Here is a 17,475-nt window from a genome sequence, read left to right on the forward strand (position 1 = left end):
CGCCGGGCTGCCGATCGACGCCGCGGCACTGGCCGCCACCGCCCCGCGCCTTGCCGCCGCACCGGCCGTGGTGCGGCTGGCGGGGCACGCCGGGGTGGACGCCGCCACGGCGGCCGTCGCCTGGGCAGCGGTCGAGGAACAGTTCGCGCTGGACGTGCTGCGGTCCGCGATCGCCGCGGCACCGGCCGCCGGGGCGTTCGGACCCCGCGCCCGCGCGGCGTTGGCGGACGACGTGACGGCAAGCCAGATGCGGTTCGCGACGCTGCGCCTGGCAGGCAGCACGCCGGATTCCGTCCGCGCAGCAGCCGTGGCCGGGCTGATCCAGGAAGCCGCCGCCGCACGGGACCTCGCGGCGGTGACGGTGGCCGTGCGGGGGCTCGGGGCGCTGGGGGCCTGAGCGGAGATCGGAGGGGCGCTGCCCCTCCGAACCACCCCGCCAGGTGCTTGGAGCACCTGGACCGCAATCTGTTGGTGCCGGGCACGGCAGGCACACTGGAACCCTTCACGCACGCTTCGTGCGCAGGAGCGGGTCTCGGTATCGGTCCTGCCTGCGTCGCCCGGCGCCAAGTGGAGGTTTGCAAAGGCCTTTCGGCCTTTGCTGGGGTGGCTTGGAGGGGCAAAGCCCCTCCAACATCAACAGTGGCCGCGAGGGCGCGCCCCCCTCAATCCAGGCTGATCCCCCGCGCCCGCACGATCGCCCCCCATACATCCGTCTCCGCCGCGAGTTGCCGGCGAAACGCCTCCGGCCCTTCGGTGCGGATGGAGGCGCCGAGGCTGGTCATGCGCGCCACCATGGGCGGTTCGGCCAGCACCTGGCGGAAGGCGTTGTAGAGGCGCTGGATCGCGGCGTCCGGCGTGCGGGTCGGGGCGAGCGTGCCCTGGCCGATGCCGGCGTCCCAGGCGGGCCAGCCGAGTTCGCGGAAGGTCGGGACGCCGGGCAGGTCCGGCAGGCGGTTCGGGCCGGTCACGGCAATGGCGCGCAGGCGGCCGTCCTTCACGAAGGGCAGCACGGCCGTGGCGCCGTTCACGATGAGCTGGCTCTCGTTGGTGACGGCGGCCTGGATGCCGATCATGCCGCCCCGGTAGAAGACCTCGGTGACCGTGCCGCCCCAGTGCTGCATGACGACGAGCATGGTCAGGTGGTTCAGCGCGCCGACACCGGAATGCGCGAAGTTCAGGCGGCCCGGGTCGGCTTGCACCAAGGCGGCGAGTTCCGCGCCGGTCTGCGCCGGCACCGAGGGGTGAACCGCCATGATGTAGGGCGCGAAGGTCAGCATCGTGATCGGCGCGAGATCGGTCGCCGGATCGTAGGGCAGGCGGGCGAACAGGCTCGGCCCGGCGGTCAGGATGCCGGTGTCGGTCAGCAGGATGGAGGTGCCGTCGGGTGGCGACTTCGCGACGTTGTCGGCGCCGAGGTTGCCGGCCGCGCCGCCGCGATTGTCGATCACCACGACCTGGTTCAGCACGCGCTGCAGCTCCGGCTGCAGGATGCGGGCAAGGATGTCGGAGGAACCGCCGGGCGGGAACGGCACCACGATGCGCAGCGGGCGGTCCTGCGCCGCGGCAGGGCCGGCCAGAAGCAGCGCCGGCGCGGCCAGCAGGGAACGGCGGGTTGTCATGGCGTTGTTCCTCCCGTCTCCGCGCCGAGCGCGCGGATGATTCCGGCGATGTACCCAGTGGCATAGGCGCGGCTGCGATGGCCCCAGACCGTGTCCTCCGCGACATGCGGGACGTGGTCGTCGATGATAGAGCCGTCGAAGCCTTCGTCCCGCAGCACGCGCAACACGGCGACCGGATCGACGCTGCCTTCATCGATGAAGGCTTCCGCGAAACGCGGCAGCGCACCGGCGACCGAGCGCAAATGGACGTAGTGGATGCGGCCGTCCCGCGCGAAGCGGCGCAGCGCTGCCATCATGGCGTCGGCCCCCGCCTCGGCGAAGGTGCCGGTGCAGAAGCACACGCCGTGGCTGGGGCTGTCGGCGAAGGACATGGCGCGGGCGAAGGCGGCCTCGTCGCGGAAGATGCGGGCGACGCCGTCCAGCACGGGCACGGGCGGATCGTCCGGATGCAGTGAGAGTTTCACGCCGGCGGCTTCGGCGACGGGCAGGACCTCGGTGATGAAGCGTTCCCAGTTCGCCCACATCGCGGCCTCGTCGCGCGGCGGCAGGCTGCCGGTCGCGACGCGCTGGCCGACATCGTCGTCATAGGCGGTGATCAGTGCGCCGCCGCGGCCATGGGCAGCCTTCGCCGTGCGCCAGACGCCGTCGGGGATCCAGTTGTAGCCGAGGATAGGGATGCCCGCCTGGCCCATGGCGCGGATCGTCGCCTTGAAGTGGTCGATCTGCTCATCCGCGCCCGGCAGGCCGAGCATCGCCTTGTCGATCAGGTTGCGCGGCACGCCCTCGATGCAGTCGAGCGTCAGGCCGTGCGCTTCGACGGCCGCGCGCATCTGTGCGAGGTCGAGCGCGGACCAGCGCTTCGTCGGCGGTCGCGGGCCGGCGGCGGCAGTGAATTCCTTGTTCAGGAACGCCACCCAGGCGGGGCTGTCGAGGTCAGGCTTGTTGACCATGACGCCGGCGCAGCCGATTTGCCGCGCGAAGGCGAGGTCGGCCTGGGTCAATTCCCGGAATTGCCCGGCGAGGACGCGCATTGGACTGGTTTCTCCCAACAGGATTTTATCTAATCTCTCCGATATGATCGAATCAACCCCCATCACGCATGAGGACGCCGTCACCGCCCAGCTTCGCCGGCTGATCGTGGAGGGCGCGCTGCCGCCCGGTGCGAAGCTGACGGTCTCGGCCCTGGCGGCGCGGCTCGGGGCGGGCGCGACGCCGGTCCGGGCGGCGCTGAAGCTGTTGGAAGGCGAAGGGCTGGTGGAGGCCCTGCCCTATCGCGGCGCCCGCGTCCGGGCGCTGGCGACCGAGGACATCCGCAACATCTACCGCCTGCGTGCCGCCGTGCTCGGCGTGCTGGTCCCGGACGTCGTCCGGCATGTCTCGAACGCCGATCTCGATGCGCTGGACGCGTTGGAAGCTCGGTTCGAGGCGGCCGCCGAGGCTGGCGACGGCGCCGGGGCCATGGCGGTGAACCAGCAGTTCCACCGCCTGCTGTTCGCCACGGCACGCAACCCGGATGCCGCGGCGGTGATGGAACGGAGCTGGGCGCTGGTGGAGGCATTGCGCCTGCGCCTCGGCTTCAGCCCCGGGCGGCTCCAGCGTTCGGCCGAGAGCCATCGCGCGCTGCTGGCCGCGCTACGGGGACGTGATACGGCGGCGGCCGCCGGGCTGGCCGTCGCCTCATCGAACGAGGCGATGGCCGATCTGCTGGCCCGGGCCGCAGCGCCCCGCCGCGAGGCGGTGTAGGGTGTGCGCCGTAACCATCACGAGGCATGAGTCCAGCCCATGAGCGACACCAAGATCGGCACCGGCGCCGAAGCGACGGCCGGCCAGTACATCCAGGTCCACTACACGGGCTGGCTGTTCGACGAATCCGCGCCGGACAAGAAGGGCCGCAAGTTCGACAGTTCCCGCGACCGCGGTCAGCCCTTCTCCTTCCAGCTTGGGGTCGGCCAGGTGATCGGCGGTTGGGACCAGGGTTTCGCGGGCATGAAGGTCGGCGGGGAACGCACGCTGATCATTCCGCCCGAACTCGGCTACGGGGCGCGCGGCGCCGGCGGCGTCATTCCGCCCAACGCGACGCTGATCTTCGAGGTTGAGCTGCTCGGCGTCGAATAACGCACGCCGTCGGATCGCGGCCACGCCGCGATCCGCGAGCGCGGAGCGACCAGACGACCCGCCGCATCCCGCGAATACAAGGCCGGCGGATTGCCGGCCGCCGGCCTTCCGGGGGTCCAAAAGCCCTCGCGAGCGCGAAGCGCGACCGCGCCCGATTTCACCACCGCCCCCGCCAGCGCATGGCGCGCAGGCAAGGCCGGCGGATGTCGGACGCCCGCCGTCTGAGGGCCAGAAACCGCACTCGGCCCTTGCGAAGCAAGGGCGCGCTCCCGACAATGGCGGGATGGCCTCCCCGCTTGCCCTGACCGACGCTGACGACCCCTCCTTTGCCGAGCTCCTGGCCCTGCGCCCGCATCTCGCCCTGCACGCCATGGACGGGCTGGTGATGGAGGAAGTGCCGCTCGCCCGTATCGCGGCCGAGGTCGGCACGCCGGCCTGGGTCTATTCCGCCGGGGCGCTACGCCGCCGCGCTCGCGCCCTGAAGGCCGCGCTGACCGGCGCCGGGCTGACCGCCACCGTGCATTTCGCCATGAAGTGCAACGACAACCTCGCGGTGCTGAAGGTGCTGGCTGGCGAGGGCCTCGGCGCCGACGTCGTCAGCGAGGGCGAGCTGCGTATCTCCCGCGCGGCCGGCATCCCGGCCTCGGGCATCGTCTTCTCCGGCGTCGGCAAGACGGCCGACGAGATCCGCCACGCGCTGGAGGAGGACATCTTCCAGATCAATGCCGAGAGCGTGGAGGAGATCGAGATGATCTCCGCCATCGCCGCCGGCATGGGCCGCACGGCGCGCGTCGCCATCCGCGTGAACCCGGATGTGGATGCCAAGACCCACGCCAAGATCACGACGGGCAAGAGCGAGAACAAGTTCGGCGTCGCGATCTCCGACGCCGCGGCGATCTATGCCCGCATGGCCGCGCTGCCGGGGATCGAGCCGATCGGCATCGCGACGCATATCGGCAGCCAGATCACGTCGGGCATGGCGGCCTATCGCGCGGCCTATGCGCGGCTTGCCGAGCTGGTGAAGGCGCTCCGGGCGGATGGCCTGCCGGTGCAGCGCGTCGATTGCGGCGGCGGGCTCGGCATTTCCTATCGCGACGAACCGGCGCCCTCCCCCGAGGCGCTGGCCGGTGCGATCCGCGCGACGCTTGGTGAACTCGACCTGCCGGTCATGCTGGAACCGGGCCGCTGGATCGCCGGTCCGGCCGGGGTGCTGCTGGCCTCGGTCGTGTTGCAGAAGCAGGGTGCGGCGCATCGCTTCGTCGTTGTGGATGCGGCGATGAACGACCTGGTGCGGCCGGCTATGTATGAGGCGTGGCACGGCATCGTGCCGGTTTCGTCCGTGCAGGCAGTGGCGCCGCTGACGGCGGCCGAGGTGGTCGGGCCGGTCTGCGAATCCGGCGACACCTTCGCCCGCGGCCGGATGCTGCCGTCCCTGGTGACGGGCGACGTCGTCGCCTTCCTGGATGCCGGCGCCTACGGGGCGGTGATGTCCTCCACCTACAATGCCCGGCCGCTGGCGCCGGAGGTGCTGGTGGATGGGGATCGCTTCGCCGTCGTGCGGGCCCGGCAGACGCATGATGCACTGCTGCATGGGCAGCAGGTGCCCCCATGGCTGGCGGCGTGACGCTCGCGGTGGAGTTGGAGGGGCGCTGCCCCTCCAAGCCACCCCGCCAAAGGCCCGAGGCCTTTGGAAACCATGACATGGCGCCAGGCGCCGCTGCCAGGATGAACGCCCCGATCCGCCTTCGGGAACCTGGCGTGACCGTCGTGCCGGGCACCAAAAGATTGCGGTCCAGGATGCCCAGCATCCTGGCGGGGTGGCTCGGAGGGGCGGCGCCCCTCCGATCAGCCTTCCCCCGGAAAAGCGCCGGCGCCGGAAAGCTCGCGCCATGACCCAGCTCGCCCGCCGTACCCGCCTTGCGCGCCTCGTCCTCTGGTGGGAAGCGGCGTGGCCGGCGCTCTGGCCACCGCTGGGCGTCCTCGGCCTGTTCCTGCTGGTCGCGCTGCTTGGCCTGCCGCTCCACCTGCCAGGCACGCTGCATGCGCTCCTGCTCCTCGGCTTTGCCGCCGCCCTGGGCTGGACGGGCTGGCGGGCGGCACGGCTGCTGGCGTTGCCGGGCACCGAGGCGGCGCAACGGCGCCTGGAACGCGATTCCGGACTGGCGCACCGCCCAATCGCGACGCTGGGCGACCGGCCGAGCGGCAACGACCCCGTCGGCCTCGCGCTGTGGGAGGCGCATCGCCGCCGGGCAGCCGAGCGGCTGTCCGCTCTGCGTGTCACCGCGCCGCGGCCGGGCTTGGCGAAGCGCGACCGCCTGGCGCTTCGCGGCGGCCTGCTGGTGGCGCTGGCGGCAGCCTTCATGATTGCCGGAGTGGAAACCCCCGAACGCCTGCGCCGGGCCCTGGTGCCGCATTTCTCCGGCGCGGCCCTGCCCACCACGCCGGGCGTGCGGCTGGAGGCCTGGATCACCCCGCCGGCCTATACCGGCGCCGCGCCGGTCTTCCTCGACACTGCCGGCGGCGCAGTGAGCGTGCCGGCGGGCAGCCGCCTGCAGGTCGCGCTGTCGGGCGGCGCCGGGGGCGTGCCCGATCTGGTGCTCGGCGGCAGGGCGATGCCGTTCCGCACGCTCGACCGCGGCTCCTACACGATGGAAACGGTGCTCGACACCGGCGCGCGGCTCGCGGTGCGGCGAGACGGCACCGAGATCGCCCAATGGACCCTGACGGTACGCGCGGATGCCCCGCCGGTGGCGGCGTGGGAACAGGCGCCGGCCCGTGCCGCGCGCGGCCTGGCCATCCGTCTGCCATGGCGGGTGGAGGATGATTGGGGTGTCGCCGCACTTCGCGTCGAACTTCGCCTCAAGCTGCGGCCGGAGGCGGAGCCGGTGGTGCTGGACCTGCCGCTGCCGCCGGGCAGCCCGCGCAGTGCGCAGGGGGCCGGCCAGCCTGACCTGTCCGCCCATCCCTGGGCAGGGCTGGAGGTCGAGGCACGGCTCGTCGCCCGCGACCATGCTGGCCAGGAAGGGCGGAGCGAGGGCGCGTTCCTGGAACTGCCGGAACGTTCCTTCACGCATCCGGTGTCGCAACTGCTGATCGCGCTGCGCAAGGCGCTGTCGGTCGACCCCTCGGGGCGCGAGCCGGCGCGGCAGGAGCTCGACCGCATCGCCAATGCGCCGGACGCCTTCGAGCACGATACCGGTACCTTCCTCGCGCTGCGCAGCGCCCGGCACCGCCTTCTGCGCGACCGCCGCCCGGCAGCGGTCACCGAGGTGCAGGAGACGTTGTGGGACATTGCCGTGGCGCTTGAGGAAGGGCGCACGGACCGTACCGCGCGCGCCCTGGCCGCCGCACGGGAGGCGCTGCGCGAAGCGTTGGAGGAAGCCCGTCGCAACCCCGAGCAGCAGACCGCCGAGCAGCGCGCCGAACTCGAACGCCGCATCCAGGACCTGCGGGAGGCCATCCGCCGCCACCTCGAAGCGCTTGCCGAACGGTTGCAGCGCGAGAATGCCGAGGCCCTGCCCTATGACCCGCAGCAGCGGCTGATGGACCAGCGCGAGTTGGACCGCCGCACCCGTCGCATGGAGGAAGCCGCCCGCCAGGGCCGCACCGAGGACGCGCAGCGCGAACTCGCCGAATTGGAGGAGATGCTCCGCGCCCTGGAGGAAGGCCGCAACATGCGCGCCGAGGATCGCCAGCGGCAGCAGCAGCGCCAGCGCGGGCAGCAGCAGATGGGCGCCGTGCAGGACATGGTTCAGCGACAGGCGCAGATGCTCGACCGCGGCCACCAGCGGGCCGAGCAGACCGACCGCGAACGCGCCCAGCAGCGCCGCCAGTCGCAAAGCTTCACTTGGCCGCAGCGCCCGCAGCCGCCGCAGCAGGCCCAGCCCAACCCGCAGCAGCAGGCGGAAAGCCAGCAGGATGCACGCATCCAGCGCGCGCTCCGCCGCGCGCTCGGGGAGCTGATGCAGCAATTCGGCGACCTGACCGGCGACGTGCCGCAACAGCTCGGCGAGGCCGACCGCGCCATGCGCGATTCAGCCGAGGCGCTGGGCGAAGGCGGCGACGCCCGCGACGCGCAGCAGCGTGCCATCCGCGCCCTGACCGAAGGCGGCCGCCAGATGGCCCAGCAGATGCAGCGCCAGTTCGGCCAGTCCCAGCCCGGCGAGGGCGAGGAGGACGGCGAAGGCGACGGCATGGCCAATGGCGAGCAGGGCGGCGAAGGCCAGGACCAGGCGCAGGAACAGGGGCCCGGGCGCGACCCGCTCGGCCGCCGGACGCGGGAACAGACCGGCGGGCAGGACAATGCCTCCGACACCCGCGTGCCGGATGAGGCCGAACTGCTGAAGACCCGGCGCCTGCAGGAAGAACTGCGGCGGCGGGGCGCTGAGCGCGAACGGCCGCCGGCGGAGCTGGACTACATCGATCGGCTGTTGCGGCAGTTCTGAGGGGCGGCGCGGGAGTTGGAGGGGCTTTGCCCCTCCAAGCCACCCCACCAAAGGCCGAAGGGCCTTTGGAAACCTCCTTCTGGTACAGGGCGGCTCGGGCGGCCGCCCCTACGCACCACGGATGTCGTGGGCGCAACGCTGCGACACGGCGTGCATCCGGTGCGAAACCTCGGCTACGCCTTCGTCACCGCCACCATCGCCTCATCCCACCGCCAGCATGGCGCCGCATCCGGGATGAAAACGCCGCCCACCCAGCGGGGTGGTGGGCGCAGGGCCATCCAGTCCACCTCGCCGGCCAGCACCGCGCGGCCGAGTGGCGTCGCCGTCAGGCGCTCCTGCGGCCACTGCCGATCCTCCGTCTCCTCGAAGCTGCCCGAGAAGACGGGCTCGGCCGCGCGGCGCATCGCCTCGACCGTGTCGTGGAACATCAGGTCGGTCATCCAGGGCAGCGGCTCCCGCTCCATCATCAGCCGGCTGTAGACCTCTCCGGCACGGCGCGGAGCCTCGGCGACGAGCTGGAGGATCAGGCGCTGCGTCAGGCCTAACCCATCGCGGGTTCCGGGCAATTCCTGACAATGCCGCCGCACCGCGCGGCCGAGCTGCGGCAGGGCGGCCGTCCCGGTGCTCGCGATCCCGGCCAGCGCGCGCGGGTCGGGAGCGCGCAGCGCATCCCACACCGCCTGGCCGGCGCGCAGGGCGCAGTCGGAAACGGGCACCCGTTCCGCCCACAGTAGCCGCAGCGCCTCGGGCGGCAACTGGCCGAGGCCGATGAACCGCGTGCCGCCCGGGTAGCCGGCCGGCGAGATCAGCTCGAGGCAGCGCGGCGGCGCCTCGGCAAAGGCCGACAGGCACCGGGCGAGGATGAGCTGGTCGTAGCTGTCATGCTCGAACCACAGCACCACGCGCCCGTAGCGCGCGGCGGCGGAGGCAAGGCCATCCTCCTCCCGCGCCAGCTTTGCCGCGATCGTCTCCCGCGTCATCCCGGCGCCCTGCCCGTAGGCGTCCGTCAGGAAATCGACGCGCTGCTCGAGCCATCCCGGCGCGGCGGTGACCGGCCCCTGGCAGAAGGGGTCGGAGTATTCCAGGAAGTCGCCGGTGAAGCCCGCCTCGACCAGCGCCGCGCCGATATCGGAGCCGCAGCGGATGTGCAGCGTTGCGCTGTCGCGGTCCGGCGCCGGCTCGCCCTGCGTGATGCGCTGCCAGCTCCGGTCCATCGCCTCGACATGCGCCTTCAGCTTCGGCCAGCTCGGCAGGCCCAGCTCGCGCGCTATGACGAACTGCGCCTCGCTCAGCCGCAGCAGGTCGTCCTGCGCGGCGCGCGGATGGTGCAGGCGGAAGCGGCGCTGCGCCTCCGCGTCGCCGTCGCGCAGCGCGCGCAGCAGATCCTTCGCCCGCTTGCGCTGCTGATCGAGGTTGATCCGGAATGGCGAGGCATGCCGCGCAGGCACGGTGTCAGATCGGTCGGACACGGGAATCCCCTTCCTTCGCGTCTGTGTCCGCCGCTCAGACAGGAAAGGGTGGATGATCCGTCAGCCACTCGATCTGGGACGCGGGCGCAGCCCTTTCCGCGGACACGGAGGCTCCGGCCGAGCCTTGGCCCGCAGCCAAACAGGCGCTGGGGATGCGGTCAAGGTTCGGACATCCCTGCGAGGGGCGGCTCACCCCGTCCCCCCGCGGCAGGTCGACCCCCGACTACTCCACCGCCATCTGTTCGATCAGGCTCCGCAGCAAGCCTGCGCCATCAGCCAGCGCCTCGATCGTCCCGGCCTGTCCCTCCGCGCTGCCGGTACCCGGCGGAAAGGCCAGCCGGTCCCACCCCAGCTCCGCCAGCGAGAGGCGTCCGTCGCCGTCGTAATCGAGGCTCGCCACTAACAGCCGTGCCGCCGCGAGCGCCGCGATGCCACCGAGACCGCCGGCCGCGGCGATGGCATCCGGCTCGCTGCCCTGCTGCAGCGCCAGCGCCCAGGCGGCGCCGCGCAGCAGCCGGGCGATTTCGGCCGGGCTCAGCGCGCCGTCGCCGGAGACGTCCGCCTCCGCCACCAGGCTGTTGATGCAGGCCTGCACGGCACCGCCTTGGCAGGCCGCTTCCAGGCGTTCCAGCGTCCCGAGGAAGGCCATGCCCTCGCCATGCAGCACCGCGGGGCCGACGCTGCCGGCGGAGCAGCGCGTCCAGCGTGTCACCCGCGTCGCCCCGGGCAGGCGGTCGTCGCGCAGTTTTACGTCGGGCTCCGCTAGGTCGAGGGCGGCACCATCCGGGCGCAGCATGATTCGCGGGGCCTCGGCACCCGCGCCGATACCGAGCGTCCAGCCGTCCTGCTCGCGCATCGCGCGGAAACGCACCAGCCGCGCCGGTCCCGCGGCCGGCAGCTTCGCGACACTGCGCGCCGTGACGTGCAGCAGCGCGTCAGGCGAGGTGCAGGAGCCGGCGGCCCAGGTGCCGCGCATCGCTTCGGGAACACCGCTGGCTGTCGCGGGCGCCGCCGCCATCAGCAGCGCCGCCAGCACTAAGCGCTTCATCGCAGAACGAGTTCCTCACCGGCGCAAAGATCCTGCCCGGTCAGCACAACCTCCCGCCCATCGCGGAAGATCGCCAGCAGATCCGCCTGGCAGCCGGTGCCGTCCGGCGGGGCGAAGTCGAGAGCCTCCCCCACGCCGAGCACGGTGCGGCCCAGGCGGTCCGGCCCGCGATCCTGCCCGGCCGGATAGGCGTAGAGCTCGGCGACCGGCACGTCCGCCCCGTTGCGCAGCCGGACGCTGCCCGGTCGCGGGCCGGTCTCGGGCGGCTCTCCGGCATCGAGCCGGTCCGTGAGCGTCCAGCCGGGACGCAGCACGATCACCGGCGTCTCGCACAGGTTGATCGAGGCACGTTCCTCCGCCGCGCGGCGCTCCTCGAAGACGATGCGCAGATCGGCCTCGCAGTCGCGCAGCCGGGCGCCGACCTCGATCCGGCCGCCGCGCGGCAGCGACGCGTCGTCGCCCATGCGATCGGGGCCCCAATCTTCCTCGGCGGCACCGGAGATGTAGACCTCCTGCACCGCGGCCTCGTGGCGGTTGACCAGCGTCACGCGCCGATCCGGCGGGCGGGGCGCGCCGGAACCGTCGAAGACCACGTCGCGCTGGCGGCACAGGTCGACGCCCTGCTTCACCTCCTCGGCCTCATCCTCATAGACGGCGCGGAGGTCCCAAAGGCAGGCGGCCCCCCGGAGGCGAAGCGTGAACTCCCCACCGGCGGGCAACAGGTCGGATGCCAGGCGGTCGGGCCCCCAGATCAGCGGCGCGCGGGTGGAGGCGTAGAATTCGCGCATCGCGCGGTCGCCGGTGTTGTTGATGCGCGCCTCGCGCCGCGGCGCGTTGGGGTCGCCGAAGGTCAGGCGCGGCTGGCGGCAGAGGTTCACGGCCGGGCGCATCTCCTCCTCCCCATCCTCGAAGACGGCCGTCACGTCGAACACGCAGTCCCGTGTGCGGCCGAGTCGAACGCGCGACTCGCGGTCGGCGGGGATGATGTTCTCGCCCAGCCGGTCCGGCCCGCGGCCCGGCGCGTTCGGGGGGGCGGCGAAGATCTGCAGCAGGATGCCGTCGGTCTCGTTGCGCACGGTCATCTCGCGCACTGGAACGGAGGGGTCGCCGAACTGCACGCGCCGGTTCTGGCAGATGTTCTGGCGCCGCCGGCCCTCCGTCCCGTCCTGGTACACGGCGCGGAACTCCAGCTCGCAGGCTGCGCCCGCGATGCGCGCACGGAAATTGCCCCGGTCCGGCACGGTCTCGGCGCCGAGCAGATCCGGCCCGAAATCCGCGGCGCCCGGCGGGGCGGCATAGAGCTCGCGCAGCGTCTGGCCGGACTGGTTGCTGATCGTTGCCTCGCGCTCGCGCGGCTGCGCCTGGGGGGCGGCGGCCCGCGGCGCGGGCTGGGCCACGGCGACAAGGGGAACCAGGGCGAGACAAGTGGCCATCGCCAGGGAAGGCAGGCGCATGAAAGGCCTTTCCGGGGGGGTTATGCGCCGGCCAGGATGGAGGCTGCGCGATGCCCTACGCAAGCGCAGGCAGGACACGGCAAGCGGGAAAAACGCATGAAGTAAGGGGGTTTGCGAGAGGTTCGCAGCTGCCGGGGGCGCCCTCTCATCACGCCTGCCGGACAGTCGCCCGATGGTCCGCCGCAACGGTACGACCGGGTGCCACGATGGCGATCATCGGTCGGGGTGGACCCCGCCTCTCCGGTTTCGGCACCGACCGTGCTAATGAGCCGCCGATGCCCCGTGCCGTCGCGCCGCGGGTGCGGCGTGCCCCCGCTGCCGCTCCTGCCCGACCAGCACCCCCCGCTCGCTCGCGACGCCGCCTGGCGCCGCGCTTTTTTCGTTGGGCGGTCACGCTCACCGTCTGGGGCCTCGTCGCCGGCTTCGTCGCGCTGATCTTCTTCGCCTGGGACCTGCCGCGGCCGGAGGATGCCCTCGCGGCAACGCGCCGGCCCGCGATCACCATGGTCGCGGCCAATGGCGCGCTGCTGTCGACCAGCGGGGACCTGTATGGGGAAACGGTGCGGCTGCGGGATCTGCCGCCGCATGTCCCGGCGGCCTTCGTCGCCATCGAGGATCGCCGCTTCCGGGATCATATGGGCCTCGACGTGATCGGCATGATCCGCGCGGCGGTGGCCAATGTCACGGCGGGGCGAGTGGTGCAGGGCGGCTCGACGCTGACGCAGCAGCTCGCGAAGAACCTGTTCCTGACGCCCGAGCGCAGCCTCCGGCGCAAGGTGCAGGAAGCCCTGCTGGCGCTGTGGCTGGAAGCGCGCTTCACCAAGGATGAACTGCTGACGATCTACCTCAATCGCGTCTATCTCGGCGCCGGGACGTTCGGGATCGATGCGGCGGCGCGGCTGTATTTCGGCGTGCCGGCACGGCGGCTGACGCCCGGGCAGGCGGCGGTGCTGGCCGGCCTGCCGAAGGCGCCGTCCCGCTACAACCCGCGCGTCAACCCCAGCGCCGCCGTGGACCGCGCCATCGAGGTCCTGGGCGCCATGGTGGAAACCGGCGTGCTGCCCGCCGCCGCGGCGATGGCCGAGGCCGAGCGGATCCACTTCCCGCCCGCCCCGTCCCGCGACGCCGGGTGGTTCGCGGATTGGGTGCGCGACGGCATCGGCGACCATGCCCCGCCGACCTCGGACCTGTTGTTGCGCACGACGCTCGATGCCCGACTCCAGGCAGCGGTGGAACTGCGGCTGGAGGCGATGCTCGCCAGCCAGGGCCGCGCCGCCGGCGTTTCGCAGGGCGCGGTGGTGGCGATCGAGGCGGCGAGCGGCGCCGTGCGGGCCATGGCCGGCGGCCGCGACTACCGCCGCAGCCCCTTCAACCGCGCAACCCAGGCGCGGCGGCAGCCGGGTTCCGCCTTCAAGCCCTTCGTCTTCCTCGCCGCCATCGAGGCCGGGGTGCGGCCGGATGACGGCGTCGCCGACGGGCCGATCAACCTGGGCGGCTGGACGCCCGGCAACGGCAACTGGCGCAGCCGCGGCGAGATCACCGTCGAGGACGCCTTCGCCCATTCCGTGAACACGGCCGCGGTGCGGCTGATGCAGCGCGCCGGCGGGGCGCGGAAAGTGGGGGCGGTCGCGCAGCGGCTCGGCCTGCCGGGCCCCTTTCCGCGGGATGCGTCGATTGCCCTGGGCACGGCGGAAGTGACGCTGCTCGACCTCGTCACCGCCTATGCCCCCTTCGCCAATGGCGGCCGCCGCGTCGCGCCTTTCGGCATTGCCGAGATGCGCGCGGAGGGCCGCCCGATCGCCTGGCTGCCGCCCGGCCCCACGCCGGTGATCACGGCGGATGCCGCCGAGGCGATGCGGCGGATGATGGCGGCAACCGTCGCCCGCGGCACCGGCCGGGCGGCGGCCGTGTCCGGCCTCGCGGTCGCCGGCAAGACCGGGACGACGCAGGACAATCGCGATGCGTGGTTCATCGGCATCGCCGGCGGTCTGGTGATGGGCATCTGGCTCGGCAATGACGACGCGACGCCGATGGAAGGCGTGGCCGGCGGCGGCCTGCCCGCCCGGCTGTTCCGCGATATCCTGGAAACCCATCGCGGCAGGGGCGCCTGATGACCGAGACGACCGACTTCCTGACCACGCTCGCGCGCCCGGTTCGGCATGAGGCGAACAACCTGCTTGCCGCGCTGTCCGGCACCGCCGAGCTGATGCTGCGCGCCCGCGACGCGACCGAACGGGACATCACCCGGGCCGAGCGGCTGCGCGACGCCTCGGCGCGGCTGAAGACTCTCCTGCATGGCTATCTGGCACTCGGCGCACCGCCGGCGGAGTCGGACGCCGCCGTGCTGCTCGACCTGATGCAACCGGTCGTCCGGCTGGCCTTCGGCGGCGGCCGCCCGGTGACGGTGGAGGCAGCGGCCGGGCTCCCGGCGCTGACGGCCTCCACGAGCGAGCTGCAACAGGCGATGCTGCGCCTCGCGGTCGAGGCCGGGCCGATGGTGCCGGCGACCGGTGGGCTGCACATGACATTGGAAGCGGCGCCCGGCGGCGCCCTGCTGCGCGCCCGCCCGACCCCCGCCGGCGAGGGGCCGGCACCGGTCTTTCTGGTGGCGGCGTGATGCCGCCCGCCGTGTCCCATCGGCAACGCCCGCCGTGACGATCGGACCCACCACCGCTGAAACGCTGCGCCAACAGGCGCTTCCGGTATAGCATTGCCAGCCAGGATCAAGACGAAAGCCCGATGCCCCGCGCTGCCCTGACCGACCATTCCGCTGCCTCCCTCCGGTCCGAGGGGGCCAGCTCCGGCCGTTTCGCCTCCGCGGCGGTTCGTGCCGTGCTGCGGCGCCGGGCGATGGAACTCACCGGGCTGCTGGTGGCGCTGGGCGCCGTCGCGCTGGCCGTCGCGCTGGGCAGCCACAACGCGGCGGACCCGTCGCTCAACACCGCGACGTATGGACCGACGACGAACCTTGCCGGACCGGCGGGCGCCATCGTCTCCGACCTGATGCTGCAGGTGTTCGGCTTCGCCGCGGCGCTGCCCTGCGTCGTGCTGCTCGCCTGGGCGTTCCGGCTGGCGACGCATCGGGGCCTCGGTTCCGTGCCGGCGCGGGTGCTCGGGCTGCTGGCCGGCATGCCGATGGCCGCGGCGGCGACGTCGCTGCTGCCGCTGCCCCGCATGCTGCCGATCGAGGCCGGGCCCGGCGGCATCATGGGGCCCGCCGTTGCCGGGCTGGTGGTGGAGGGGCTGGCGAGCCTGTTCGGCCCGCTCGGCAGCCTCGCCGGCCAGGGGATCGTCATGGTCGCCGCGGTCGGCACAGCCTTCATCGCCTGCGGGCTGACGGTCGGCGAGTGGCGCGGCGCCGGCCGTGTTGCGGTCGGCGCGGGCCAGGTGGCCGTGGTCGCCGCCCGCAACGGCGCGGCGAGCCTGCGCCGCAACGGCCCGGACGACGACGAGGAGGACCACGAGCCGCCGCCCGCCCGCCCGCGTCGCCCTGGCCTGATCGCGCGGCTGAGCATGCCCTTTCAGCGCATGGGCCGCGGCGCCGGCGCGCTGCTGAGGCGGGAGCCCGGCACGACGACCACCCTGGGTGCGATGCTGCGCGCGGCGGATGAGGCGGCGACTGCCGCCCCGCCTAGCCCGGCCGACCCGCCCGCCCCGCTGCCCGGCCAGGATGGCGATGCGCGGCCGGGTACCGAACCCGCCGCCAAGCCCCGCCTCGCCGCGCGCAGCAAGGTGCTCGACCGCGCGCCGGACCGCACCCGCCGCCCGCCGGAACAGCGCGCTCTCGATCTCGGCACCGATGGCTGGAAGCTCCCGCCGCTCGACCTGCTGACCGAGGCGCCGGCGCGACGCACGGGGCGGCCTTCGGAGGAATCGCTGCAGGCCAATGCACGGCTGCTGGAATCGGTGCTGGAGGATTACGGCGTGCGCGGCCGCATCGCCGAGATCCGCCCCGGTCCGGTGGTTACGCTGTATGAGCTGGAACCGGCGCCGGGCACCAAATCCTCGCGCGTCATCGGCCTCGCCGACGACATCGCGCGGTCGATGTCGCTGATCGCCGTGCGCATCGCGACCGTGCCCGGCCGCAACGTCATCGGCATTGAGATGCCGAATGCCAAGCGCGAGACGGTCTATCTGTCGGAGATGTTCGCGGACGAAGCCTGGACGCGCCATCAGGCGAAGCTGCCGCTCGCGCTCGGCAAGGATATCGGCGGCAGCCCGGTCATCGCCGACCTCGCCCGCATGCCGCATCTGCTGATCGCGGGCACCACCGGCTCGGGCAAGTCGGTCGGGATCAACACCATGATCCTGTCGCTGCTGTATCGCTTCGGGCCGGACGAGTGCCGCTTCATCATGATCGACCCGAAGATGCTGGAACTGTCGGTCTATGACCGCATCCCGCATCTGCTGGCCCCGGTAGTGACCGAGCCGCCCAAGGCGATCGGCGCGCTGAAGTGGACGGTGCGGGAGATGGAGCGCCGCTACCGCGCCATGTCCCAGCTCGGCGTGCGAAACATCGGCGGCTACAACGAGAAGGTCACCGCGGCCCGCGCGCGCAGCGAGGTCCTGACCCGCAAGGTGCAGACCGGATTCGATCCGGATACCGGCAAGCCGGTTTTCGAGGAACAGCCGCTCGCCCTCGAACCCCTGCCCATGATCGTCGTCGTCATCGACGAGATGGCCGACCTGATGATCGTCGCGGGCAAGGAGATCGAGGCGGCGGTGCAGCGCCTCGCGCAGATGGCGCGCGCCGCCGGCATCCATGTGATCATGGCGACGCAGCGCCCGTCGGTGGACGTCATCACCGGCACCATCAAGGCGAACTTCCCGACCCGCATCTCCTTCCAGGTGACGTCGAAGATCGACAGCCGCACCATCCTCGGCGAGCAGGGGGCGGAGCAGCTCCTCGGCCAGGGCGACATGCTGCACATGCCGGGCGGCGGACGGCTTGCCCGCGTCCACGGCCCGTTCGTGTCCGATACCGAGGTCGAGCGCGTCGTCGAGTTCCTGCGCGAGCAGGGCGAGCCCGCCTATATCGAGGAAGTCACCGAGGAAGCCGACGAGGACGGCGCGCAGCCCGGCATGCTCGGCGGCAACACCGATGCCGAGGGCTCGCTCTACGACCAGGCGGTGGCGCTGGTGACGCGGGAAGGCAAGGCGAGCACGAGCTTCGTCCAACGCCACCTCAACATCGGCTACAACCGCGCCGCGAAGCTGATCGAGCAGATGGAGAAGGAAGGCGTCGTCGGCGCCGCCAACCATGTCGGCAAGCGCGAGGTCCTCGCGCCGGGTCCGCGGGACTAGGCGGTTTCCCTCGGCGGATCG

13 protein-coding genes are annotated in these 17,475 nt (G+C 72.5%); 8 read left to right on the plus strand and 5 right to left on the minus strand.

Annotated features, from left to right (window positions below):
• The coding region (locus GXW78_RS23290) for an NAD-glutamate dehydrogenase domain-containing protein (RefSeq protein ID WP_211871306.1) at positions 1 to 397 on the plus strand (397 nt) is incomplete at its 5' end.
• 265 nt (positions 398 to 662) lie between these two features.
• Here the strand turns inward: GXW78_RS23290 and GXW78_RS23295 are convergent.
• Both GXW78_RS23295 and GXW78_RS23300 read right to left on the minus strand, forming a co-directional pair.
• Complete coding sequence (locus tag GXW78_RS23295; protein WP_211871307.1) at positions 663 to 1,619, minus strand: Bug family tripartite tricarboxylate transporter substrate binding protein; 957 nt, start codon at positions 1,617 to 1,619, stop codon at positions 663 to 665.
• Positions 1,616 to 2,650, minus strand: coding sequence for a mannonate dehydratase (locus GXW78_RS23300; RefSeq protein WP_211871308.1), 1,035 nt, complete (start codon positions 2,648 to 2,650; stop codon positions 1,616 to 1,618). Before GXW78_RS23300 ends, GXW78_RS23295 begins: the two co-directional genes overlap by 4 nt.
• Before the next feature lie 43 nt (positions 2,651 to 2,693).
• On the opposite strand from GXW78_RS23300, the gene GXW78_RS23305 reads away from it, so the two are divergent.
• The 4 genes from GXW78_RS23305 (at position 2,694) to GXW78_RS23320 (ending at position 8,179) form a co-directional block, all read left to right on the plus strand.
• Positions 2,694 to 3,362, plus strand: coding sequence for a GntR family transcriptional regulator (locus GXW78_RS23305; RefSeq protein WP_211871309.1), 669 nt, complete (start codon positions 2,694 to 2,696; stop codon positions 3,360 to 3,362).
• Between the two features lie 39 nt (positions 3,363 to 3,401).
• Positions 3,402 to 3,734: an FKBP-type peptidyl-prolyl cis-trans isomerase gene (locus GXW78_RS23310; protein WP_211871310.1), complete on the plus strand. Its 333-nt coding sequence runs from the start codon at positions 3,402 to 3,404 to the stop codon at positions 3,732 to 3,734.
• A gap of 283 nt (positions 3,735 to 4,017) precedes the next feature.
• A complete protein-coding gene (gene lysA / locus GXW78_RS23315; RefSeq protein ID WP_211871311.1) occupies positions 4,018 to 5,358 on the plus strand; it encodes a diaminopimelate decarboxylase in 1,341 nt (446 codons plus the stop codon).
• Between the two features lie 265 nt (positions 5,359 to 5,623).
• Positions 5,624 to 8,179: a TIGR02302 family protein gene (locus GXW78_RS23320; protein WP_211871312.1), complete on the plus strand. Its 2,556-nt coding sequence runs from the start codon at positions 5,624 to 5,626 to the stop codon at positions 8,177 to 8,179.
• A 173-nt stretch (positions 8,180 to 8,352) separates the two neighbouring features.
• Here the strand turns inward: GXW78_RS23320 and GXW78_RS23325 are convergent, their stop codons facing one another.
• The 3 genes from GXW78_RS23325 to GXW78_RS23335 form a co-directional block, all read right to left on the minus strand.
• Positions 8,353 to 9,648 carry a DUF1835 domain-containing protein gene (locus GXW78_RS23325; protein WP_338147830.1) on the minus strand — a complete coding sequence of 432 codons (1,296 nt, stop codon included), beginning with the start codon at positions 9,646 to 9,648 and terminating at the stop codon, positions 8,353 to 8,355.
• 223 nt (positions 9,649 to 9,871) lie between these two features.
• Positions 9,872 to 10,696 (minus strand): hypothetical protein, encoded by an 825-nt coding sequence (locus GXW78_RS23330; RefSeq protein WP_211871313.1) that lies wholly within the window; start codon positions 10,694 to 10,696, stop codon positions 9,872 to 9,874.
• Complete coding sequence (locus GXW78_RS23335; RefSeq protein ID WP_211871314.1) at positions 10,693 to 12,150, minus strand: hypothetical protein; 1,458 nt, start codon at positions 12,148 to 12,150, stop codon at positions 10,693 to 10,695. Before GXW78_RS23335 ends, GXW78_RS23330 begins: the two co-directional genes overlap by 4 nt.
• A 275-nt stretch (positions 12,151 to 12,425) precedes the next feature.
• Here GXW78_RS23335 and GXW78_RS23340 point away from each other — a divergent pair, with 275 nt between their 5' ends.
• The 3 genes from GXW78_RS23340 to GXW78_RS23350 all read left to right on the plus strand — a co-directional run bounded on the left by GXW78_RS23340 (position 12,426) and on the right by GXW78_RS23350 (position 17,454).
• On the plus strand, positions 12,426 to 14,261 hold the full coding sequence (locus GXW78_RS23340) for a transglycosylase domain-containing protein (protein ID WP_211871315.1): 1,836 nt from the start codon (positions 12,426 to 12,428) through the stop codon (positions 14,259 to 14,261).
• Complete coding sequence (locus tag GXW78_RS23345; protein WP_211871316.1) at positions 14,261 to 14,767, plus strand: nitrogen regulation protein NR(II); 507 nt, start codon at positions 14,261 to 14,263, stop codon at positions 14,765 to 14,767. Before GXW78_RS23340 ends, GXW78_RS23345 begins: the two co-directional genes overlap by 1 nt.
• Before the next feature lie 122 nt (positions 14,768 to 14,889).
• On the plus strand, positions 14,890 to 17,454 hold the full coding sequence (locus tag GXW78_RS23350) for a DNA translocase FtsK (protein WP_211871317.1): 2,565 nt from the start codon (positions 14,890 to 14,892) through the stop codon (positions 17,452 to 17,454).
• Positions 17,455 to 17,475: the final 21 nt, after the last annotated feature.

The organism is Neoroseomonas terrae (assembly GCF_018129025.1).
Lineage (GTDB): Bacteria > Pseudomonadota > Alphaproteobacteria > Acetobacterales > Acetobacteraceae > Neoroseomonas > Neoroseomonas terrae.